This is a genomic window from Corynebacterium jeikeium (genome assembly GCA_003955985.1).
In the GTDB taxonomy this organism is placed as follows: Bacteria; Actinomycetota; Actinomycetes; order Mycobacteriales; family Mycobacteriaceae; genus Corynebacterium; species Corynebacterium jeikeium_D.
The window spans coordinates 1660759-1681158 of sequence record CP033784.1; the positions used below are offsets into that span (position 1 = coordinate 1660759).

The 20400-nt window shown below is 59.2% G+C and carries 16 protein-coding genes; 1 reads left to right on the plus strand and 15 read right to left on the minus strand.

Going from position 1 to position 20400, the window contains the following annotated elements; genetic code table 11:
- Positions 1–60: 60 nt before the first annotated feature.
- From EGX79_07305 to EGX79_07360, 12 genes are all read right to left on the minus strand, one after another.
- On the minus strand, positions 61–582 hold the full coding sequence (locus EGX79_07305; protein ID AYX82004.1) for a DUF552 domain-containing protein: 522 nt from the start codon (positions 580–582) through the stop codon (positions 61–63).
- A 122-nt stretch (positions 583–704) separates the two neighbouring features.
- The gene (gene pgeF, locus EGX79_07310; protein AYX82005.1) at positions 705–1427 is read right to left on the minus strand and encodes a peptidoglycan editing factor PgeF; all 723 of its coding nucleotides are present in this window, start codon (positions 1425–1427) and stop codon (positions 705–707) included.
- Between the two features lie 6 nt (positions 1428–1433).
- Complete coding sequence (gene ftsZ, locus EGX79_07315; GenBank protein ID AYX82006.1) at positions 1434–2741, minus strand: cell division protein FtsZ; 1308 nt, start codon at positions 2739–2741, stop codon at positions 1434–1436.
- 268 nt (positions 2742–3009) lie between these two features.
- A complete protein-coding gene (locus EGX79_07320) occupies positions 3010–3786 on the minus strand; it encodes an FtsQ-type POTRA domain-containing protein (protein ID AYX82007.1) in 777 nt (258 codons plus the stop codon).
- 4 nt (positions 3787–3790) lie between these two features.
- A complete protein-coding gene (locus EGX79_07325) occupies positions 3791–5284 on the minus strand; it encodes a UDP-N-acetylmuramate--L-alanine ligase (protein ID AYX82008.1) in 1494 nt (497 codons plus the stop codon).
- Between the two features lie 13 nt (positions 5285–5297).
- Entirely contained in the window at positions 5298–6470 is a 1173-nt protein-coding gene (murG, locus tag EGX79_07330; protein AYX82009.1) for an undecaprenyldiphospho-muramoylpentapeptide beta-N-acetylglucosaminyltransferase, read from the minus strand.
- Between the two features lie 4 nt (positions 6471–6474).
- Entirely contained in the window at positions 6475–8283 is a 1809-nt protein-coding gene (ftsW, locus tag EGX79_07335) for a putative lipid II flippase FtsW (GenBank protein ID AYX82010.1), read from the minus strand.
- The gene (locus tag EGX79_07340) at positions 8276–9754 is read right to left on the minus strand and encodes a UDP-N-acetylmuramoyl-L-alanine--D-glutamate ligase (protein AYX82011.1); all 1479 of its coding nucleotides are present in this window, start codon (positions 9752–9754) and stop codon (positions 8276–8278) included. Before EGX79_07340 ends, ftsW begins: the two co-directional genes overlap by 8 nt.
- Positions 9751–10857 carry a phospho-N-acetylmuramoyl-pentapeptide-transferase gene (locus EGX79_07345; protein AYX82012.1) on the minus strand — a complete coding sequence of 369 codons (1107 nt, stop codon included), beginning with the start codon at positions 10855–10857 and terminating at the stop codon, positions 9751–9753. The genes EGX79_07340 and EGX79_07345 overlap by 4 nt, the downstream gene beginning before the upstream one ends.
- Entirely contained in the window at positions 10858–12384 is a 1527-nt protein-coding gene (murF, locus tag EGX79_07350; GenBank protein ID AYX82013.1) for a UDP-N-acetylmuramoyl-tripeptide--D-alanyl-D-alanine ligase, read from the minus strand.
- 132 nt (positions 12385–12516) lie between these two features.
- Positions 12517–14091 (minus strand): UDP-N-acetylmuramoyl-L-alanyl-D-glutamate--2,6-diaminopimelate ligase, encoded by a 1575-nt coding sequence (locus tag EGX79_07355; GenBank protein AYX82014.1) that lies wholly within the window; start codon positions 14089–14091, stop codon positions 12517–12519.
- 138 nt (positions 14092–14229) lie between these two features.
- Positions 14230–16311 (minus strand): penicillin-binding protein 2, encoded by a 2082-nt coding sequence (locus tag EGX79_07360; protein ID AYX82015.1) that lies wholly within the window; start codon positions 16309–16311, stop codon positions 14230–14232.
- Positions 16312–16422: 111 nt separating this feature from the next.
- On the opposite strand from EGX79_07360, the gene EGX79_07365 reads away from it, so the two are divergent.
- Positions 16423–16917 carry a hypothetical protein gene (locus EGX79_07365; GenBank protein AYX82016.1) on the plus strand — a complete coding sequence of 165 codons (495 nt, stop codon included), beginning with the start codon at positions 16423–16425 and terminating at the stop codon, positions 16915–16917.
- A gap of 444 nt (positions 16918–17361) precedes the next feature.
- On the opposite strand, the gene rsmH is transcribed toward EGX79_07365, so the two are convergent.
- The 3 genes from rsmH to EGX79_07380 all read right to left on the minus strand — a co-directional run bounded on the left by rsmH (position 17362) and on the right by EGX79_07380 (position 20246).
- Positions 17362–18402 carry a 16S rRNA (cytosine(1402)-N(4))-methyltransferase RsmH gene (gene rsmH / locus EGX79_07370; protein AYX82017.1) on the minus strand — a complete coding sequence of 347 codons (1041 nt, stop codon included), beginning with the start codon at positions 18400–18402 and terminating at the stop codon, positions 17362–17364.
- A gap of 260 nt (positions 18403–18662) precedes the next feature.
- A complete protein-coding gene (gene mraZ / locus EGX79_07375; GenBank protein ID AYX82018.1) occupies positions 18663–19094 on the minus strand; it encodes a transcriptional regulator MraZ in 432 nt (143 codons plus the stop codon).
- Between the two features lie 708 nt (positions 19095–19802).
- Positions 19803–20246, minus strand: coding sequence for a DUF3040 domain-containing protein (locus tag EGX79_07380; GenBank protein AYX82019.1), 444 nt, complete (start codon positions 20244–20246; stop codon positions 19803–19805).
- Positions 20247–20400: the final 154 nt, after the last annotated feature.

Genomic DNA, 20400 nt, shown 5'->3' on the forward strand with positions numbered 1-20400 from the left:
TAAACAGTCTAGCTAATTAATCGAAATACGAAACACTAACAAGCCATGCGAGCCGGCTGACTAGCCGGACATCCGGTCGAACTGGCCCTCGTTGACATCGCAGCCATGCGGGTACAGGGTGAACACGGAGCCGTCAGCCTTGATTCGACCGCGCAAACCGAAAACCAGTCCAGCAACGAAGTCGACATAGCGCTTAGCCTCAGATGGGTCAAGCTCACTCAGATCGAAGGTGACAATGTCACCGTCGCGGAAGTGCGAACCGATGTCCGGAGCCTTGGAGTACTTGTCCTGGAAACCACTTTCCGGCTTGATGAAGACCTGCTCCGGTTCCTTGGTCTCAGCAACGGAGTGCAGGTTGCCGTAGCGGTAGTCCTCCTCGCGGGAGTTCACACTTGCAGCCTCACGTGGAGCCTCTTCGCGCAGCTCGTAGCGGTGACGCTCCGCACGACGCGAGTCGGCATAGGAGTCATCAAAACGCTCCTCGTCCCGGCGGTCAAACTCGTCGTAGTGCTCGTCGTAAGCCGCGTCATCAGTCGGGGTAAGACCGAAGAAATTTGAAACCCCACGGAAGAAATCAGCCATCTTCTGCTACGTCCTTCTTAGTGTGCGAATTTAAGTCTGTGCTACCCACAACCTACCGGCTGGGTTGGCAATATCGCATAGACACGCGCAAATTTGGCGCGCCAAAATTACAACTTTGAAACTTAGCCCTGCTCAGGCAGGATTACGATGCCCGCCTGACGGCCAGTCTTCCCCTCCCGCCGGTAGGAAAAGTACTGCTCATTGTCAATAGTGCAGCTGGGCTCGACATTGACATGCCGTACACCGAGGTCATAGAGCTGACGCATCAGGCCGGCGCGCACGTCGACACCGGCAGTCCCCTGCTTCGTTCGCATCTTCGCTCCGGGCAAATGCTTATCGACGTCATCGGCCATCGACTCAGGCACCTCGTAATTGTGGCCAGAAGCCGCCGCACCGAGAAGCGCATGGATATTCTCGGGCGTGGCACCGAGCTCAATCATCTTCTCGACAGATTTACGAACGATTCCGTTGCGGGCACCGGTCCGCCCTGCGTGTACCGCAGCGGCGACACCCGCATAATCGTCGGAAAGCAAGACGGGAACGCAATCGGCAACGAGCACTACCAGCGCGAGACCCGGCGTGGTCGTGACGATGGCGTCGGTAGCCGAGACAGGCTCAGTTTGTGGTTCGTTGACGACGGTGACCGTGTTGGTGTGAAGCTGCTCCATGTAGACGAAGCGGGCACGGTCGATTCCCAGAGAATCGGCCAAGCGCTGGCGGTTGCGTTCGACTGCGGACGGGTCATCGCCGACATGATCTCCAAGATTGAAGGAATCATATGGTGGCAGCGAAAACCCGCCGCGCCGATTCGTCAGAATTTTTCGGCTGCGGCGGGATTCAGTCATGATTTCTTAGAAGCCCCACTCCGGCAGGTCACTGGAAGCCTGGTAGCCGCCACGACGGTCGTCGCGGTCATCGCGGTGAGCACCACGGTAGTTGCGGTTTTCCTGCGTACGCGGTGTCGGGTTATCGGTGAACAGACCACCGCTGTTCGGGTTGGTGCGCGGGACAAAGCGGTCGCGATCCTCACGCTCGCGTGGCTGTGCGACCGGGCGCTCTTCCTCCGCACGCGGGGCCGGAGCGCCGAGGTTGTCACCGCCCGGCAGTGCGCTGCCCTGTCGCGGTGCCTGCTCAGCGGCCGGACGCGCCTCGGCATCCTGTGCAGCCGGACGTGCAGCGGCACCTGTGGCTGGCTTGTCCAGCGGGTTGCCGTTACCCTGCTCAAAACCGGTAGCAATCACAGTGACGCGAACTTCGTCACCGAGGTTGTCGTCGATGATGGTACCGAAGATGATGTTGGCATCCGGATCAGCCTTTTCCTCCACGATGGACGCGGCGGCGTTGACCTCCATCAGGCCCAGGTCGGAGCCACCGGCGACGGAAATAAGCACACCCTGTGCACCATCCATGGTGGACTCCAGCAGCGGGGAGTTAATGGCCTGAGTAGCGGCGTTCATCACACGGTCGTCGCCGCGCGCGGAGCCAACGCCCATCAGAGCCGAGCCAGCCTCAGCCATTACCGAGCGGACGTCGGCGAAGTCGACGTTAATCATGCCCGGAATGGTAATCAGGTCAGTAATACCCTGGACACCGTTGTAAAGAATCTCGTCAGCAAAGCGGAACGCGTCCATCATGGACAGATCCTGTTCACCAATCTGCAGCAGACGCTGGTTCGGAATGGTGATAAGGGTGTCACAGACCTCCTTGAGGGTTTCAATGCCCTCGGCGGCCTGGCGCGCACGGCGCTTGCCCTCGAAGTCGAACGGCTTGGTTACCACGCCGACGGTCAGGGCACCGGACTTCTTGGCGATGCTCGCGACAACCGGAGCTGCACCGGTACCGGTTCCACCGCCCTCACCTGCGGTAACGAAGACCATGTCGGCGCCCTTGAGGGTCTCTTCAATCTCGTCCTTGTGGTCTTCCGCGGAAGTGCGGCCAACCTCGGGGTTAGCGCCAGCTCCCAGGCCACGAGTTGCCTCACGCCCGATGTCGAGCTTGACATCAGCGTCGGAGAACATCAGGGCCTGCGAGTCGGTGTTGACTGCGATAAATTCGACACCCTTCAGCCCCTCCTCGATCATGCGGTTGACAGCATTGACGCCACCGCCGCCGACACCGACGACTTTGATAACGGCGAGGTAGTTATTCGGGGAGGTCATTGCGCGTTTCTCGCCCTTTCCTATAGGTCCTAAATAATTTCATCTAGCCACGTTGCACATGGGCCACACGACAGCATTGGCACTGCCGGGCGGTACAGCTCTCCATGACACCGCACGGAAGAAGTGCATCATGGCCGAAAAGCTGTTGACCCCATTGTGGTCGAAAACTGCAAATAATTCAGCGACCTTTTAGCGCGTGTCGCGACCTTAAACCTGCACTTGAGGGATAGTGTTTAGCCACAGAAATCACTCCAGGCACCACCATTCTCTACTCTCCCTTAGCAGCGGGTAGTCGGGGGTTGGAGACATTCCAAATCTTCTCGCCACGGTTCAACACAATCTCCGTCGCGCGTGCCTTTTCTGCCGCATTATCCGAGGACCCGAAGTACACCTCGTATCCATCGGTCAGAAATAGCTTGATTTCTGCCTCGGAAGGCGCACTAATCCGCTCCACACGGTGCGCGACGGGCTCCGGCAACGCCTTGACGACGTTCAAAACCGCCTTGATAACGCGCGGTTCGGGGTCAACTTTGCCGTCTGTTGGCTCATCCACACGAGGTGCATCAACAACCTCAATGACACCCGGCGGCGGGGCTGCCGTGACGAACTCCTGACCATTTGCGGAAAAAAGGTGCTCTCCGTCAGTGGCACGGACAAACACCACCGGGGTGAATTCCCGTACCGAAATAGTCACGCCCTGCGGCCACGAACGACTGACCGTCACGCTATCGACCCACGGCTGCCCCGCCACGGAGCGCGCTGAGGCATCCGTGTCCAAGCGAATGAGCTTTTGATTCTCGGAGATACCACTGGCCTCGACAATCGCGTCTTTATCCCCGTGGACGACGCCCTCAACATCGATGTTTTTCACAACCAGCCACGGCGAAAACCACACCACCGCTGCAACGATGGCGATAATCGCGACCAGGCCACCGCCGATGAGCCAGCCGCGTCGCGGGGCGCGCGCTGAACGCCGACGCCGCGACGCTGTTGTGCCCCGGCCTGCACCATCGGTCTGCTGAGATTGCTTTCGGCTGGTTTTCACAGTGCTACGACTCCACCTGTTCGTCGTTGTCTCCGCTGAGCTCGCGCACGATTTCGTCGGCAAGCATCGTCACAGAGCCAGCGCCGATGGTCAGAATGACATCGTGCGGTTCGGCGATTTCGCGAACGCGAGCCGGGACGCTGGTGAAATGCGGCTCATACATCACAGGGATGGTCATTTTGTTGGCAATGAGCGCGCCGTCGACGCCCGGCAGTGGCTCCTCGCGGGCGCCGAAGACATCGAGCAATACGGCCTTGTCCGCCAGAGACAGGGCGGCAGCGAACTCGTCGGCAAAGTTGCGAGTACGCGAGTACAAGTGAGGCTGGAACACAGCGATGACCTTGCCACGACCGGCCTCGGTGACCAACTCCCGAGCTGCGCCCAGAACTGCGGAGACCTCGGTCGGGTGATGCGCGTAGTCGTCGTAGATACGAGCACCAACAAATGGCCCCTCGCCGATACTGCCGTGGTAGTCAAAGCGGCGACGAACACCGGTGAATTCACCGAGACCGCGCGCCATACGCCCCAAATCTGCCCCGACGCAGTCGCCACCGACCATTGCAGCCAGCGCGTTGAGCGCCATGTGACGGCCGGGCTGATGAAGTTCAAACCTCACCGATGTCGAGCCAACAGTGGCCTCCACGCGGGCACCACCACCGACCGGAGTCCAGCCGTGCAAAACGGCACCGACCGGCAGCGTCGGGTGTTGAGCCAAGGCTTCTTCCCCACCATAAGCCAGCACGTTAATGCCGCGCTCCACCGCGCGCTCGCCCAATGCGGCCGCATGCGGATCCTCAGCACAGATGACCAGATGACCGCCATCCTTAATGCGCTCTGCAAAAGCGTCAAAGACGGCGTAGTAGGTCTCGTCGTCACCGAAAAAGTCAAGGTGATCGGGCTCGATGTTGGTAATTACGGCCACTTCCGGCTGGTAGGTCAACAGCGAGGCATCCGACTCATCGGCCTCAGCAACAAAGACATCGCCACTGCCCTGGTGAGCATTGACACCGGCCTTGCTCATCAGACCGCCAACGGCAAAAGACGGATCCAAACCAGCTGCCTGCAAAGCCGCGACGGTCATCGACGTAGTCGAGGTCTTGCCGTGAGTACCGGCGATCAGGAGAGCCTTGGAGTCCTGCATCAACAGCGCTAACACATCGGAGCGCTTGAGCACCGGAATGTCCAGCTCATGTGCACCGGCCAGCTCCGGATTCGTCTTCGGGATAGCAGCGAAGGAAATGACCACTGCGTCCGGCAGCTCTCCCTCGCCAGCAAGCTCAAGATTCGCACGGTCATGGCCAATGGCGATGGTGGCTCCCATCGCACGTAGTCCCACCACCGCGCGGGACTCCTTGACATCGGAACCGGTAACACGAATGCCACGAGCCAACAGGATGCGAGCGATACCGGACATACCGGCACCGCCAATGCCAATCATGTGGACACTTGCGGGCAGCTCTCCCGTTACCGGCTGAAAGTCATCGAAATTAACGTTCATGTTTATGCTCGCTTTACTTCTTAGAGTTCACAGCCGCAGACAGCACCCGACGGGCAATGTTCTCCGCAGCGTTACCATGTCCAATGTTGGCCAGGGCGCGGCGCCCGTCGGCAAGCTTTTCTGGGGACGTGACCAGCGGAATCACGATATCCGAAACTGATGCCGCAGTCAGCGACTCGTCGGCGATGAGAATACCGCCACCAGCATCGATGACATCGGTGGCGTTGAGCGCCTGTTCCCCATTTCCGTGTGGCAGCGGTACATACACCGCAGGCAAGCCGACAGCTGAGACTTCAGCCACCGTCATCGCACCGGAACGGCACAAAATCAGGTCGGCGGCGGAGTACGCCAGATCCATCCGGTCGATGTACGGCACAGCGACATAGGGGGCGTCCTCGCGGATAGCCTCGACCTCGACGTGATTCTTCTTGCCGTAGGCATGCAGTACAGATACACCGGCGTTGGCGAGCTCTGCGGCTGCACCGGTAACAGCTTCGTTGATGGAACGTGCCCCCTGCGAACCACCGGTGACAAAGAGCACCGGTCCCTCCTGCGGTAAACCGAAGAACTCGCGGGCTTCGGCACGCTTGGCATCGCGGTCCAACGCCGCGAGGCTGGCACGCACGGGATTGCCGACGACCTCGGCCTTCAGGCCAGAGCCAGTCACGGCGGCCAAACCGACGCCCCCGAGTGCGACACCGAGCTTATTGGCCAGGCCCGCACGGGCGTTGGCCTCGTGAACCAGGAACGGAATCTTCTTCCCCGCACGGCACGCCATGTAGGCCGGTGCCGATACGTAGCCGCCAAAACCGATGACCGCATCAGCGTCGATACGCTTGAAAACCTTGCGGGTCTCACGCACCGCACGAGCGACGTTGAGAGGCAGCTTGAACAAATCCGCAGTCGGCTTGCGCGGCACCGGCACTGGCGGAATCAGCTCCAGGTCATAGCCTCGCGCCGGTACGAGGGTCGACTCCAACCCCCGATTCGTACCGAGTGCAATGACGCGGGCTTCCGGCTGCAGGTTCAAAATCGCATCCGCCACAGCCAATGCGGGTTCGATATGGCCAGCCGTACCACCGCCGGCCACCACAATGGTCGGAGCAGAGCCATCTTCCTTGAGAAACTGCTCAGACTCCGAAGCGCCTTTCGCCCCAGCGGCTGCGCCCAGATTCTTGTCTGCCATGGTGTTATCGATTCCTCCTCCGCGGTGCTGAACCGCCGTTCCTATTGTTTCGGCCCGGGCGCTGGCGCGAACGCGACTGTCCGCCACGGCCTTCGCCCCGAATCCTACTGCCCCGGCCTGAGCTTGACGACGACCAGGAGCCCTGTGACCGTCCAGCCCGCGGCGACCTCGCCGTAAATCCCCGCGTCCGTCCGTTGTCACTACGAGGGGAATAATCCACTTCGCGGCCACGAACGCTGCCCGAATTTCCGGAGCTGCCGGAGGTTCGGGAGCCACGCTGCGGGGCGGCACCTCGACCACTGCGGCTGCCTCCACTACGGCCGGCCCGATTGGGTCGGTCAGCTCGGCCACTGTAGGTTTCCCGCACCTGCGCTCCCTCGCCACGAGGAGTACGCGCTCCACTGGTCACCACGGGAGGACCGAAGCGTTGCGGATCGCGATGGGCACGCACCTTCGGCGCGTGGCGACGCGATTCGTCATATGGGATTGGCTCCGGAATACCCAGGAACCTGTCCAGCCCCGGACGTCCCGAAGTCTGCATTGCAGAGACTGCTTCCGATTCGTGGCGGGCACATGTGGCCAGCAGACCCATCGAGAACAACGTCACCATCGCCGATGTACCACCGGCGGAAATCAGCGGCAGCTGCAGACCAGTCACTGGCAACGCACCAACGACGTAGCCGATGTTGATGAAAGCCTGCACCACGGTTGCAGCAGTAATCGTGCCCGCGAGCAGACGGAGAAACGGATCGTTCTGACGACCGGCGATACGAAGTCCCACCCAGCCGAGCGCTGCGTAGAGCAAAATAACCATCAGCGCGCCGAGGAAACCAGTCTCCTCACCGATAATGGCGAAAATGAAGTCATTCTTCGCCTCCGGTAGGTATCCCCACTTCGCGCTCGACTGACCGAGACCGACACCGGTGAGAGATCCGTCGGCAAGCGAAAGAAAGCCCTGGTAGGACTGGTAGGCATCGCCCTGCACGTCGTTGAAGTTACCAAGCAGCGAGTCCAAGTAGACCCTGATTCGAGCCGAACGGAAACCCGCGGTGACGGTGAAGATCACCAGGGCGAACGCCGCAGCGGCAAGCAGCCCGGTGATGAATACGCGCGGCAGGCCAGCGAACCACGCCAACGCCACCACGACAAACGCCATAGAAGCAACCATGCCGAGGTCACGCTGCAGCATCACCAGTGCCAATACCACGAAGCTGACCGCACCGAACAGCCCGAACAAATCGGTATAGGACACAGCAGTGCGGACCTTTTCAGCCAGCAGCTTCGAACCCCACAGTGCCAGCGCAATTTTCGCGATTTCTGATGGCTGCATGGTGATACCACCAATACTCAGCCACGAACGCGCACCGGTTTCCTCCAGGCCGATGCCGATACCGGGGATAATCACCAAAACCAGCAGCACAAAGGACAAAATCAGCGCTGCTGTCGATAGCGAGCGAATCAATTCCACCCGCATTCGCAGCACGATCCACATGGAGATAAGACCCGCCACCACCATGACCAGCTGACGGATGAACACCGACCACACGCTGCCCGAGTCGTTACCCGCGATGGCCATGGATGCCGACAGCACCATCACCAGGCCTATCGACGTCAGCAGCGCGACGATGATCATCAGTAGGTGGTAGTCGAACAGCGGACGCGACTTCCAGTCGTTGAAACGCTCCACCCACGCCGGCCGTTCTCGAGCACTAGAGCTTGACGACGAAGGCCGCTGTGAACTGGTAGCCTTCGTCCCCTTTTGTGCCGTCGCGGCGCTAGCGCTTAAATTACGAGCCTTGCGGGAGTTATCCATCAGTTGACGTCACCTTCTGCGCCCATTGCGCGAACAAGTCGCCACGTTCAGCCATACCGGAGTACATGTCCAAGCTGGCGGCAGCTGGTGCCAACAGCACCACATCCCCAGGGTTGGCATATTCACTAGCTGCCATACAGACCTTTGCCATGGCATCGACCTTATCGGTGTCATCAATGACAACGACCGGCACAGCAGGTGCGATGCGGGAGAGCGCATCGCTGACTAGTTGCCTATCGACGCCCAGAACCACGGCGGCCTGCAGGCGATGAGCATGCTTCGCCACTAGCGGAGAGATTTCCGCGCCCTTGAGCTGACCACCGACGATCCAAACGACACGCTCATGACCGGACAGTGCAGCGTCGGCAGCGTGGGGGTTGGTGGCCTTGGAGTCATCAATCCACACGACATCATTTGCCTTATGGACAATCTGACCGCGGTGTGCGCGAACTTCGAAAGTCTCCAATGCCGCTGCAATTTGCTCCGGTGAGGTACCGATACTGCGCGCCATCGCAGTGGCGGCCACCGCGTCGAGAACACCTGCCCGGCCGGGAGGAGAAATTCCCGCTACCGGTGCGATGACAATGCCCGGACCAGAGTCGTCAGCTGCGGCATCGCCGCCGCCAAAAGCGCGGTCGACAATCATGCCGTCGCGAACTCCGACCTGGTGTGCCTCCGGGGGACCATCGGTAAAGCCCACGACGGAGTTGCCGAGCTCGTCGTTTTTCAGCATCTTTTCCACGTGCTCGACGACATCTGCGTCATCCGCACCGTAGATTGCGACAGTACCGCGCAGCGCACGGGTCTTGTCCAGACCGTAGTTTTCGTAAGAACCGTGCCAGTCGATGTGGTCTTCCGCCAGGTTCAGCAGTACTCCCGCATCTGGGCGAATGTTTGGAGCCCAGTGCAGCTGGAAGCTGGACAGCTCTGCGGCCAAGACCTCGATACGAGGCTCAGCAGTCAGTGCGTCGTACAGAGCCACACCAATGTTGCCCACAGCTGCGCCCTGCTCCCCGAGCATGGCGGCCAGCATGGAGGTGGTTGTGGTCTTGCCGTTAGTGCCGGTGACTACCAGCCAGGTACGTTTCGGCCCCCACAGCTGGGCACAGTCGCCGGCGAAAGCCAGCGCCACATCGCCGAATACCGGGACACCGGCCTCAGCGGCGGCGCCGAACAGCGGACTGGTCGGACGCCACCCCGGCGAGGTCACAATCGCAACCGCGTCGGCAAGCTCGTCGCGAGCGTCTGCGGTCGTGACATGCCGAACCGAAAAGTCAGCGGCAACCAGTGCGCCGAGAGCGGAATCGTCCACGACGACAACTTCCGGACAGCCGATGTCCTTGAGCATCGCAATGGCACCGCGACCGGAAACTCCGGCTCCTGCCACCAGAACTCGACCAGAGCGCACCGTAGCGACTAAGTCGAGATTTCGGATATCGGTGAGGTTGGTCGGGTCTGGTGAGTTAATCATTGAAATACGCCTACCTGAGAGAGCCAGTCACTGTAGAAGATGGCTGCGCCAATCATGTTGAAAATGCCTGCGAGTAGCCAGAAGCGAACGACAACAGTTGTCTCCGCCCAACCTCCGTTTTCGAAGTGGTGATGGAGAGGAGCCATGCGGAATACGCGCTTGCCAGTCGTCTGGAAAACCGCGATCTGGATTGCCACGGAAGCAACTTCCATCACGAAGATGAAGCCAATGATAACCATCAGCAGCTCAGTCTTGGTGACAAATGACAGACCCGCTACCAAACCGCCAAGAGCCAGCGAACCGGTATCTCCCATGAAGATCTTTGCCGGCGCTGCATTCCACCACAGGAAGCCCAAACAGGCGCCCAGACCCGCGACGGAAATAACGGCGATATCCAGCGGATCGCGGACGTTGTAGCAACCGCTGCCCAGCGAAGCCTCGCAAGAGTTACGGAACTGCCAGAAGGAAATCAGCGTGTAGGTGGCCAGTAGCAGCGCGGTGGCGCCAGCGGCCAGGCCGTCAAGGCCATCAGTGAGATTGACGGCATTCGTCCATGCGGCAATGACGATGAAGACAAATACCAGGAAGACAATCATGCCGAACCACACAGGCCCCGGTGCCAGATTCAGGAACGGAATATCTCGAATCAGCGACAAGCTCGTCGAACCGGGAGTCAAGCCAGACGCATCCGGGAACTGCAGCAGCAGCACGCCGAAAATCAGCGCTGCCGCCAGCTGCCCAACCAGCTTCGCTGTCTTGTTCAGCCCCAGGTTGCGTCCTTTGTAGAGTTTGATGAAGTCATCGGCAAAACCCAATGCGCCCATCGCCAGAACCAGGAACATCACCAACAGACCGGAGGCGGACGGCCCCACGCCAGTCTGGATATACGTAACGAGGTGTGAGAGGAAATAACCAGCGACGATTGCGGCGATGATGGCGATGCCGCCCATAGTCGGAGTTCCCCGCTTGCGCAGGTGGCTCTTCGGCCCTTCTTCACGGATCTCCTGGCCAAGACCTTCAGCAGAGAATTTGCGAATAAGCACTGGTGTTAAAAAGACACTCACCAGAAATGCAATCGCACCACTGAGAATAAGTTGAATCACTTACTTTTCCTCTCCGCTTTCACCTTCGGGCGTAGTCCCAACCTTGGCAGCCAGCGAGTCCGCGACCCGCCACATACCGTCCGCATAGGAGGCCTTGACTAACACCACATCGTCCGGACGCACCTCGGCCGCCACCAAATCCGCGGCAGTGGATGTATCCGGCACCCTAGAAGTATTTAACCCCAACTCTTCCGCTTTGTCGGCCAGGGCATGCACATTAGAACTCTCTCCGACTGCAATTAGTCGATCGATGCCGCGGCCCACAAGGTACTCGCCAAGCGACGAGTGCTCATCTTCAGCGGAATCACCAAGCTCACCCATCTGTCCCAGCACGGCCCACGATGAGGCGTCCTGGTGCGTTGGGCCAGCTGCTGTACGTGCCAGAGCATCAATCCCCGCACGCATCGAATCAGGGTTGGCATTGTAGGAATCGTTAATAACGACGATGTTGCCAGTGAGCTGCTGGACATCCATGCGCCGCTCTGACGCTGCCACATGCGCGGCCATCGCCTTTGCGACCTGCTCAGCATCAATACCGGATTCCACTGCCACCGCAATCGCCGCCAGGGCATTGGCCACTTGGTGCGCACCATAGACCTGCAGTTGGATCGGGAATGTACGCCCGTCCGGTACATGCAGGTCAAAAGATGCACGAGCAAGATCGTCGAGCTGCACATTCGTGGCGCGGTAATCCGCGGTTGCGTGGCGTTCGGAGTTCTCATCTGCAGAGAAGAACACCACCTTCGCCTGGGTACGCGGAGCCATGCCAGTGACGTAGTCATCGTCGGCATTAAGTACGGCCACACCGCCCTGCTCCGCAGCCGGCAGCGCTTCCACGAGCTCGCCCTTAGCCTGCGCGATTGCCTCGCGCGAGCCAAACTCACCAAGGTGCGCCGTGCCAACATTGAGCACCGCACCAATAGTCGGTGGCGCAATGCGCGCCAGGTGGGCCACATGCCCAATTCCGCGTGCGCTCATCTCCGCAACCAGGTACTTCGTCTCCGAAGTGCACTGCAGCACCGTGTACGGATGTCCAATTTCGTTGTTAAACGACCCCTTCGGCGCCACCGTCGGACCGTCGGTACGCAGCAGCGTCGCCATCATGTCCTTCGTCGACGTCTTTCCCGCCGAACCCGTCACACCGACGACATGCAGCTGATCCTTCTTCAGCTCGTCGACGACGTAACGCGCCAACTTACCAAGCGCTTCCAGCACCGCCGCCCCGGAACCATCCGGATCGTGTGCAAATGCGTCGGCATTGGAGTCCTGCTTACCAAGGGGCTTGACGACGACCGCAGGTTGCCCAACATCTCGTGCCGCCAGTGCCATCGTCGCTCCAGCTGCCACAGCCTGATCGATGAAGTCGTGGCCGTCGACACGCGCGCCCGGTAGGGCGAGGAAGAGCGAGCCTTCGCGAATCTTTCGGGAATCGAATTCTGCGGGCTGAGTCACTGTGGCGTCATCATTGACGTGGGCGAGTTCACCTCCCACGATGTGAGCGATTTCCGCGGCGGTCAGGGCAATCATGATGTCTATAGTCCTTGTTGGTTAGAGTTCCAGGCGCCTAGTAAAGGATGATTTCTTGATTCTATTCGCTTACCGCGAATGGTTCGCGGTAGGCATGTCAGGTGGTGCGCTTCCTCAGCGATTTCAGCAATCTCAATCAGCGGATCCCTCCAGTCGCTGTGTGAGTGCTTCGGCCAGCTGCTCACGGTCATCGAACGGGTGAATCACGCCACCGATATCCTGGCCGGTTTCGTGTCCCTTGCCTGCCACCACGATGCTGTCGCCGCTGTGGGCAAGTTCGACGACACGGCGAATTGCCTGGCCGCGATCGCCGATTTCCTCAACAACCGTGTCAGAACTGGCCTTGCTGCTGGCAACCGCTTCCTTCGCACCGGCGACCACGGCCGCACGGATTTCAGAGGGCACCTCGGAGCGTGGATTGTCATCGGTGATGATGACGACATCGGCACCGCATGCAGCCTCAGCTCCCATAATTGGACGCTTGGCACTATCGCGGTCGCCACCGGCGCCGACGACAACCAGCACGCGACCTTCGGTCTGTGCACGCAAGGTGGCCAACACTTCAGCTACTGCGGCTGGCTTGTGGGCATAGTCCACCACAGCCAGGAAGTCCTGTCCGCGATCGATGCGCTCCATGCGGCCTGGCACACGCACCTGTGCCAGACCGCTCTTGGCCGCGTCATTGGCATGCCCAATCGCATCGAGCACAGCCCATGCGACTGCGGCATTGGCAACGTTGAAAGCACCCGGCAGAGGAACTTCCACCTCAACTGTGTCAGTGTTGTTTCGCGTTAGCTCCACATGCTGGACACCGTTAGTGGCGACAGTGGCTGCAGCGGCGTGCCATTCTGCAAAGACCTCGGCAGCTGGCGTCTTGTCGGTTACGCGATGCTGAGTATGGACAGTGGTGACTTGGACATCCGGGTCGCCGGCAGCGATATCTGCCATGCGGACACCCCAGTCGTCGTCGATGCACACGACAGCCTTCGGTGCATGTGTCGGACCTTCAGGATCAAAGAGCTTGGCCTTGGCTTGGAAATACTCTTCCAAGGTCTTGTGGAAGTCCAGGTGATCCTGCGAGAGGTTGAGGAAACAGCCGACGTCGAAACTGACTCCGTCTACACGTCCCAACGACAGTGCGTGGGAAGAAACCTCCATGACAACGTGCGTCACACCCTCGGAGAGCATCTGGTGGAACAGGCGCTGGAGGGCTGGAGCCTCTGGGGTAGTCAGGCTCGACGGAACGGCACGGCCATTGATGCGCGTGCCGGTAGTACCAATGATGCCTGTCGAGCATCCAGCTGCCAGGAGCGCGCCCTCCAGCATGTAGGTCGTGGTGGTCTTGCCAGAGGTGCCGGTAACCCCAATGATGGTCAGTGAATCCGAGGGGTGATCGTAGATTTCTGCAGCAACGTGCCCCATGACGGCCCGGACATCGTCGACAACCAGGACTGGTCGAGTCTCCCCTGCTTCCCGCAGGATTTTCAGACCTTCCTCATCAGTCAGGATCGCTGTAGCAGCCGACTGCTGCGCGTAGCGCGCACCATGCGTGCGAGTACCTGGGACGGCAGCAAACATTCCGCCTTCAGGCACTTCGGCAGCGTTGAGTTCGATTGCGGCGATATCCGCTCCTGCCGCCGCGGATTCGGTAATGCCGTCAAGTCGGCCATGCGCGAGGTTACACAATTTCGCAAGGGTGGCGGTCATTGGCTGTTCCCTCTTTCAAGTCAGTCGTTGGTGTACAACAGGTTGGAAAAATTCAAGAGATTCACTTTGCAGAAACCAAAGTAATAAAAGTCTGTGTATTAGTGCTGTCGCGGTAACTTCATTGTGGTGGTGACCTCGTTACGGCTGCAGCAACAACTTGCCCTCGCGGGGTGGCGACGGCGGTACGTTGTAGCGGTTAAGCGCCCAAGCGGCGATGTCCTTAAACAGTGGGGCTGCTGACTGACCGCCGTCACCATGGACACCACGCTGGGGTTCGTCAAGCATAATGCCAATGACAAAACGGGGATCGTCGGCAGGCGCGATGCCTGCAAACGTGATGTGGTACTTGGAATTCGAGTACGCGCCGGTGTCGGGGTCAAACTTCTGCGCCGTACCTGTCTTGCCTGTGAGCGAGTATCCCTCAATACTATTGCCGGCCGCGGTACCCGACTGCTGCCCCGTGGGATCAGACTGCATAACGCCTTCAAACATAGCGCGCACAGTTTGGGCGGTCTCCGGGCTAACCACACGCACTGTTTCCGGGCGCTCTGTTGCCGTCTTCGTGCCGTCCGGGGAAATTGTCGAACGAATCATACGCGGCGGGATGCGCTCGCCATCGTTGGCGATTGCCTGGAAAACTCCTGTCATCTGCAGCAGTGTCATGGCCATACCCTGACCAATGGGCAGGTTCGCAAATGTACCGCCGGACCACTGCGGACGCTGTGGCACAAAGCCGGACGATTCACTGGGCAACTCGATACCCGTGGACTGCCCCAGCCCGAAGAGATGCAGCATCTCAGCGAAGCGGTCCTGACCCAAACGCTCTGCCAGCATTAGGGTGCCGACATTGGAGGACTTGCCGAATACACCGGTCGTCGTGAAAGCTTCCGTGCCGTGCTCCCATGCATCGCGCACGGTGACACCCGCCATATCAATCGTGCCCGGGACCTGCAGAACCTCATCCGGTGTGGTCTTGCCATCTTCGATAGCGGCCGCGGCGGTAATGATCTTTGCTACAGAGCCCGGCTCAAATGGGTTCGATACAGCGGAGTTTCCGATAGTGCGCCCCTCTTCGAGCTCGGCCCCCATATCCTTATTCGGGTTAGCCGTGTCCGCCTGCGCCATTGCAAGCACTTCGCCGGTCTTCGCGTCGAGCACGACTGCCGACGCATCCTTCGCTCCCGAGTTGGCCTTCGCCTGGTTGACCTGCTGCTGGACAAAGTACTGCATGTCGAGGTCCAGGGTCAGCTCGTAAGTCGTACCGTCCACAGCTGCGTGGACATCGCGCGTGGATCCCGGGATTGCCACACCGTTAGAGGCGATATCAATGGTCTTGCCACCGTTAATACCCTGCAAAGTGGCATCACGAGAGGCTTCAAAGCCGAACTGGCCGACGCCATCCATGCCAATCTTGCCGATGACGTTAGCCGCCGTCGCCCCATTCGGGTACTGGCGAATATCCTGACGCTCCGCCACCAGTTCCGGATACTTTTCCACGATGGCAGCGGCCTTGTCCGGGTCGACATTACGCACGAGCACCTCATAGGTGCTGTCCTCATTGCGCAGCTTCTCCAGAATGTCCTTCGAGCTCACCCGGGACGGCGCGCTCATCACCGAGTTCTCCTCGGTTTCGGGTTCCGCTTGACGACGGCGACTGCTTCCCGACTTCTCCGCGTCGATGTCGGCCACGTCGAGTAGCTTCGGCAAATCCTTGGCGATCTGCTCGAGGCGTTCATCGTAGGTAGCGACATCATCCGGGCGCTGCTTATGGGCGTCCCCAATCCACTTGCGCAAAGTGTTCGGGTGAACGGTAATACTGCGTGCCTCCATAGTGAAGGCAAGCTGAGCTCCGTTACGATCGAGAATCGCACCGCGCCGAGCTGCATCAACAACTTCCACCGTGCGCTGATTCTGCGCCGCCGCCGACAGGTCAGGACCTGCGACGAGCTGCACCCAAGCCAAACGGGAGACCAGCACTACAACTGCGATAGCGCCTATAAACTGCAGCCAGTTGCGACGTCGGATGAAGTCCTTATTACTAATGCGCATTTTTTCGCGCGGGGGCACGCTTCGGTTGGTTTTAGCATCGAGCCCCCGGCTGCGCTGACCATCCCGAACGCGACTTTGGCCTCTGCGCTCACGGGATGTAATTCGGTAAGCACGTTCGCCGAAGTCATACCCCCCTCCACGGTTGGGGTAGTCGTCTTCAGATCGAATCATGCGCTAGTGCTTTCTACTAAGTCGATTCTCCCGCGCGCGATAACGTTAGGCGGTATTCCCTGCCATCGCGAGTACTGAATTAATTAGTCTACAGTCGACTGACCAGAAACAGTGGAACCGCCAGAATATCGGACAGTTGGCCAGTTTGGCCCAGTTTGTTTTCTAAGTTCCTACGGTGCTGGAGCTGGCTCGGGTGCCGGAGCTTCCGGTGCTTCCGGCGCCGCGGCTGGCGCTTCTGGGGCTGGCGCTGGCGCTTCAGCCTCAGGCGCGGGTGCCGGAGCCGGCGCAGGTGCTGGTGCGGGCTCATGGTTCTGCGGCGCATACGGAGCGGTTGCCGGCAACCCGTTCGGACGTGGGTGCGCTTCCTCAATGGCCGGTGCCTGCATCCCCGGAACATTCTCGGTGTCCTTCGGGTTCGACGACGGCGCATGCGGAATATTCGGCGACTCGTTATTGAGGTCGACAATCTTCTGCTGCTTCTCATCGCCCGGTCGCACTTCCACGACCTTGCCTTCCGGATCGGTCGTCAAAACGGCAGGCTGCTCCGGATTGACCATGCCCTCTTCCACAGCACGCTGCGCGATAGCACCGGTTGACTTCATGTAAGCAACATCCCGCTCGAGCACCTCCAGCTGGTTACGCAGCTCCTTTTCCTTGGTCTGCGCAGCATCCAGCTGCAAGGATGTCGAGGTCGAAATACCCGACAGCCACATCGCCGCCACGATTCCGGCAACGACGAGAATGATCATCACGGCCGCACCGGCAAACTTGTGGTTATCCCTCGAGGACGTCGTAACGCGACGCCCACGCACCGAGATGACCTGCTGAGAACCTGTGCGCCCAAACCGCCGGCGCTGATAAAGATCCTGTTTCGTGCGGGCGCTGCGACCGCGCTGACGAGTCTTCGTCTTGGCACCGGCGACGGTTGCAGATGCGCCGCGGGAGGTGCGCCGGGTGGGGGCGTGCTCCGTGATTGTCGTTGCCATGCTCGAAAGTTCTCCCAGTACTTAGATCGTTAAGGGTGCGTTTGGTGCGGTTGAAAGGTTTGGGTCAATCGGCTCGAATCCGCTCGATACAGCGAACTCTCACCGGTGCGGCTCGGGGGTTGTCTTCGATCTCGCTTGCCGACGCCTTCTCCGCACCTCTCGTGATGAGAGCAAAGTGCGGTTCATGCCCCGGAAGCTCCATCGGGAGCCCCGGTGGGGTTGTCGACTTCACGCGCTCCGCAAAGTCCTTCTTGACGATGCGGTCTTCCAGACTCTGGTAGCTCATGAACACTGCACGCCCATCGACTGCGAGTGCATTGCAGACCTGTGGCAGTACATTTTCCAGAGCTTCAAGCTCACGATTTACCTCGATACGAAGAGCCTGAAACGTACGCTTGGCCGGGTGTCCGCCCTTGCGGCGAGATGCCGCCGGAATGGTTTCGTAGAGCAGCTCGACCAGACGACCGGAGGTCGTAAACGGTTCCTTCTCCCGCTCACGCAGGACTGCCGAGGCGATCTTGCCGGCGAAGCGCTCGTCGCCGTAAGTCGATAGGATGCGCGCGATATCACCGTGCGAATAGGTATTGAGCACATCCGCTGCGGTAATCCCCTGGCTTGCATCCATGCGCATGTCCAGCGGGGCGTCGACTCGGTAGGCGAATCCACGATTGACTTGGTCAAGCTGCATCGAGGAAACACCGAGATCGAAAAGCGCACCTGCAATGCCCTTCTCAGCGGCGCGGGCGAGAATGTCCTCCGCGCCACTTCCACCCGCGGCTGCAGAAATTTCACCACTGAGCACCTCGGCGAGCGAATCGAAACGCACACGGAACCCTACAAAGCGATCACCGAAGCGCGCGAGACGTTCTTCTGCCCCTCGCAATGCATTGTCATCGCGATCGAGTCCAACAACGCAGAGCTTCGGGAACTGCTCCAACAGGTATTCCGTGTGTCCACCGGCACCAAGAGTGCCGTCGACAACTACTGCGTCGTCACCCAGTGCCTCGATGCCCGGGCGCAACAAATCAGTTACTCGATGAAGCAAAACGGGGACATGACCAAACTCGCCGGACTTGCGATCATCCGCAGGTGCCGATCCGTTCATTTCCCCTCCTCACCGGGTATGTTCGCACTGGTCAGAGAATCTATCGAGTGTATTCCCGGTTTGCTTAACGACGAGTGCCGCGCCAGCAACCAGACCGCACCTCATGAGCACTACTGGGAATGCTGCTATCGGTGCTTAAAACAAAAAGCGGGGATGTTCACAGGGCCCCGCCTGACAGAACCTGGTATCGGGGAAGTACACCAGGGGCTATCAGGCAGAGTCCATGCGGACATTCCCTCTTTTCGGTTATTCCAAGCGGTTTATAAAACGCCGAACAGCGAGTCATCCTCACCTTCGGAGAAATCAGCTTCATGCTCCGCCTGGTAGGCCTCCCAGGACTCTTTGTCCCAGATCTCCAGAAAGTCAATAGAGCCGATAACCACGCACTCCTTGGAGAGATTCGCGTACCGACGGTGATCCATCGATAACGTGATTCGCCCCGAGCCATCAGGACGCTGCTCATCGGTGCTCGCCGCAAGATTTCGGATGAAAGCTCGCGCCTTGGCATTCGTACGAGAGGCCTTAGTAGCCCGCTGAGCTAATTTGACGAACTCCTCTTTCGGATACACCGCCAGAGAATGATCCTGCCCTTTAGTGACCATCAGGCCACCTGCGAGATCCTCACGGAACTTCGCTGGCAACGTCAGGCGCCCTTTGTCATCAAGCTTCGGCGTATAGGTGCCCAGAAACATGCGTCACTGGCCTCCTATCCCCGTGTCAACCTCAATGTCAACGCACAAACGCTTACCGAATTCAGGGATTTAGGCGTTGCCTTCAAGCAGAGCCGGAGGGCTGTGCTTTACCGCAGTGCCAAAATCTCGCCAAACTTTAAGCGCAAATCGGATATTCACTTCTGCAATGTTGACCAACCTCAATCAACATCACGCCCCACTTTACCCCACTATCTGCCACTATCAACACAAGAAGAAGAAAAATAGTCACAGAATCAGCGCAACCCCGCCGCCAGGACATCCACTTTAACCCAATTGACCTGGACTTTTAAAGAATCACCTCGACAATTAAAGCGCGAATAAAAAGTGGGGCACCCACCCGCAACCACGCCGATAACGACGCCACACCAACCACATTGTTAACAGAAAGCAGTTTACGCCCCACTACCCACCACTTACCTGCTAAAAACCATCCAGATTCAACCTGGTCGCCAGACTTAGCGCGTTGACCTGCAATTTTATGTCGCCAGAGCCAAACTTTCGGAGATACCAACAACGACCGCAGATAAGAATTCCTCCATCCCAATAGCTAAGTGGGGGAAAGTGGAGACTCGGGGTGGGGCAAAGTGGGTGAGATCTTGTGGAGACGATTCACGTCTAGAAAAACAAAAAAGTGAGAGCAAGCCATCGCTGGCTTGCCCTCACTTGTTAATTCTTGAGGCTTATCCCCTAACGCCCCTCGAAGCGGCCACGGAAACGCGATTCCAACGTGGAATCACCAGAGGAGCCACGGCTACCCGAGGTCCCTCGACGACTCTTTGCCGCCCCGGACTTAGTCTTTCCAAAGCTCAGCCCCGAAGCAGAACTAGCCTTCTCCTGCTTACCGGCGCCGGTCAGAGCCCAAACGCCGGAACCGAACATAAGGCCAAAGCCGGCAACCGATAACACAATGAACCAATTGCTCACAGAGAAAAGAGCGACGCCGCCAATCAACATCAGCAGACCGAGGAGCATGAGCGCAAAAACCTGGATGGAAAACCCACGAGGTGCGCTGTTTTCCTCCGGAAAGCTGAACGCATTTCCGGCCATCGTCGAACTAAATTTAGGATCCTCAGCGTAGAGTGCAGACTCGATTTCGTCGAGCATCCGCTGTTCGTGCTCAGATAGTCCCACAATTCCTCCATCGCCTACTTGAGCATTGCCCACCGCGATACTGGCGAGCCTTGACCCCTCAACTAACAATGCCGATACAACAAAGTTAATTACAGGCCACGTGCTGCTAACGCGGCGTCCGTTAGCTTCATTCTTACCCCTTCAACGGGCGACC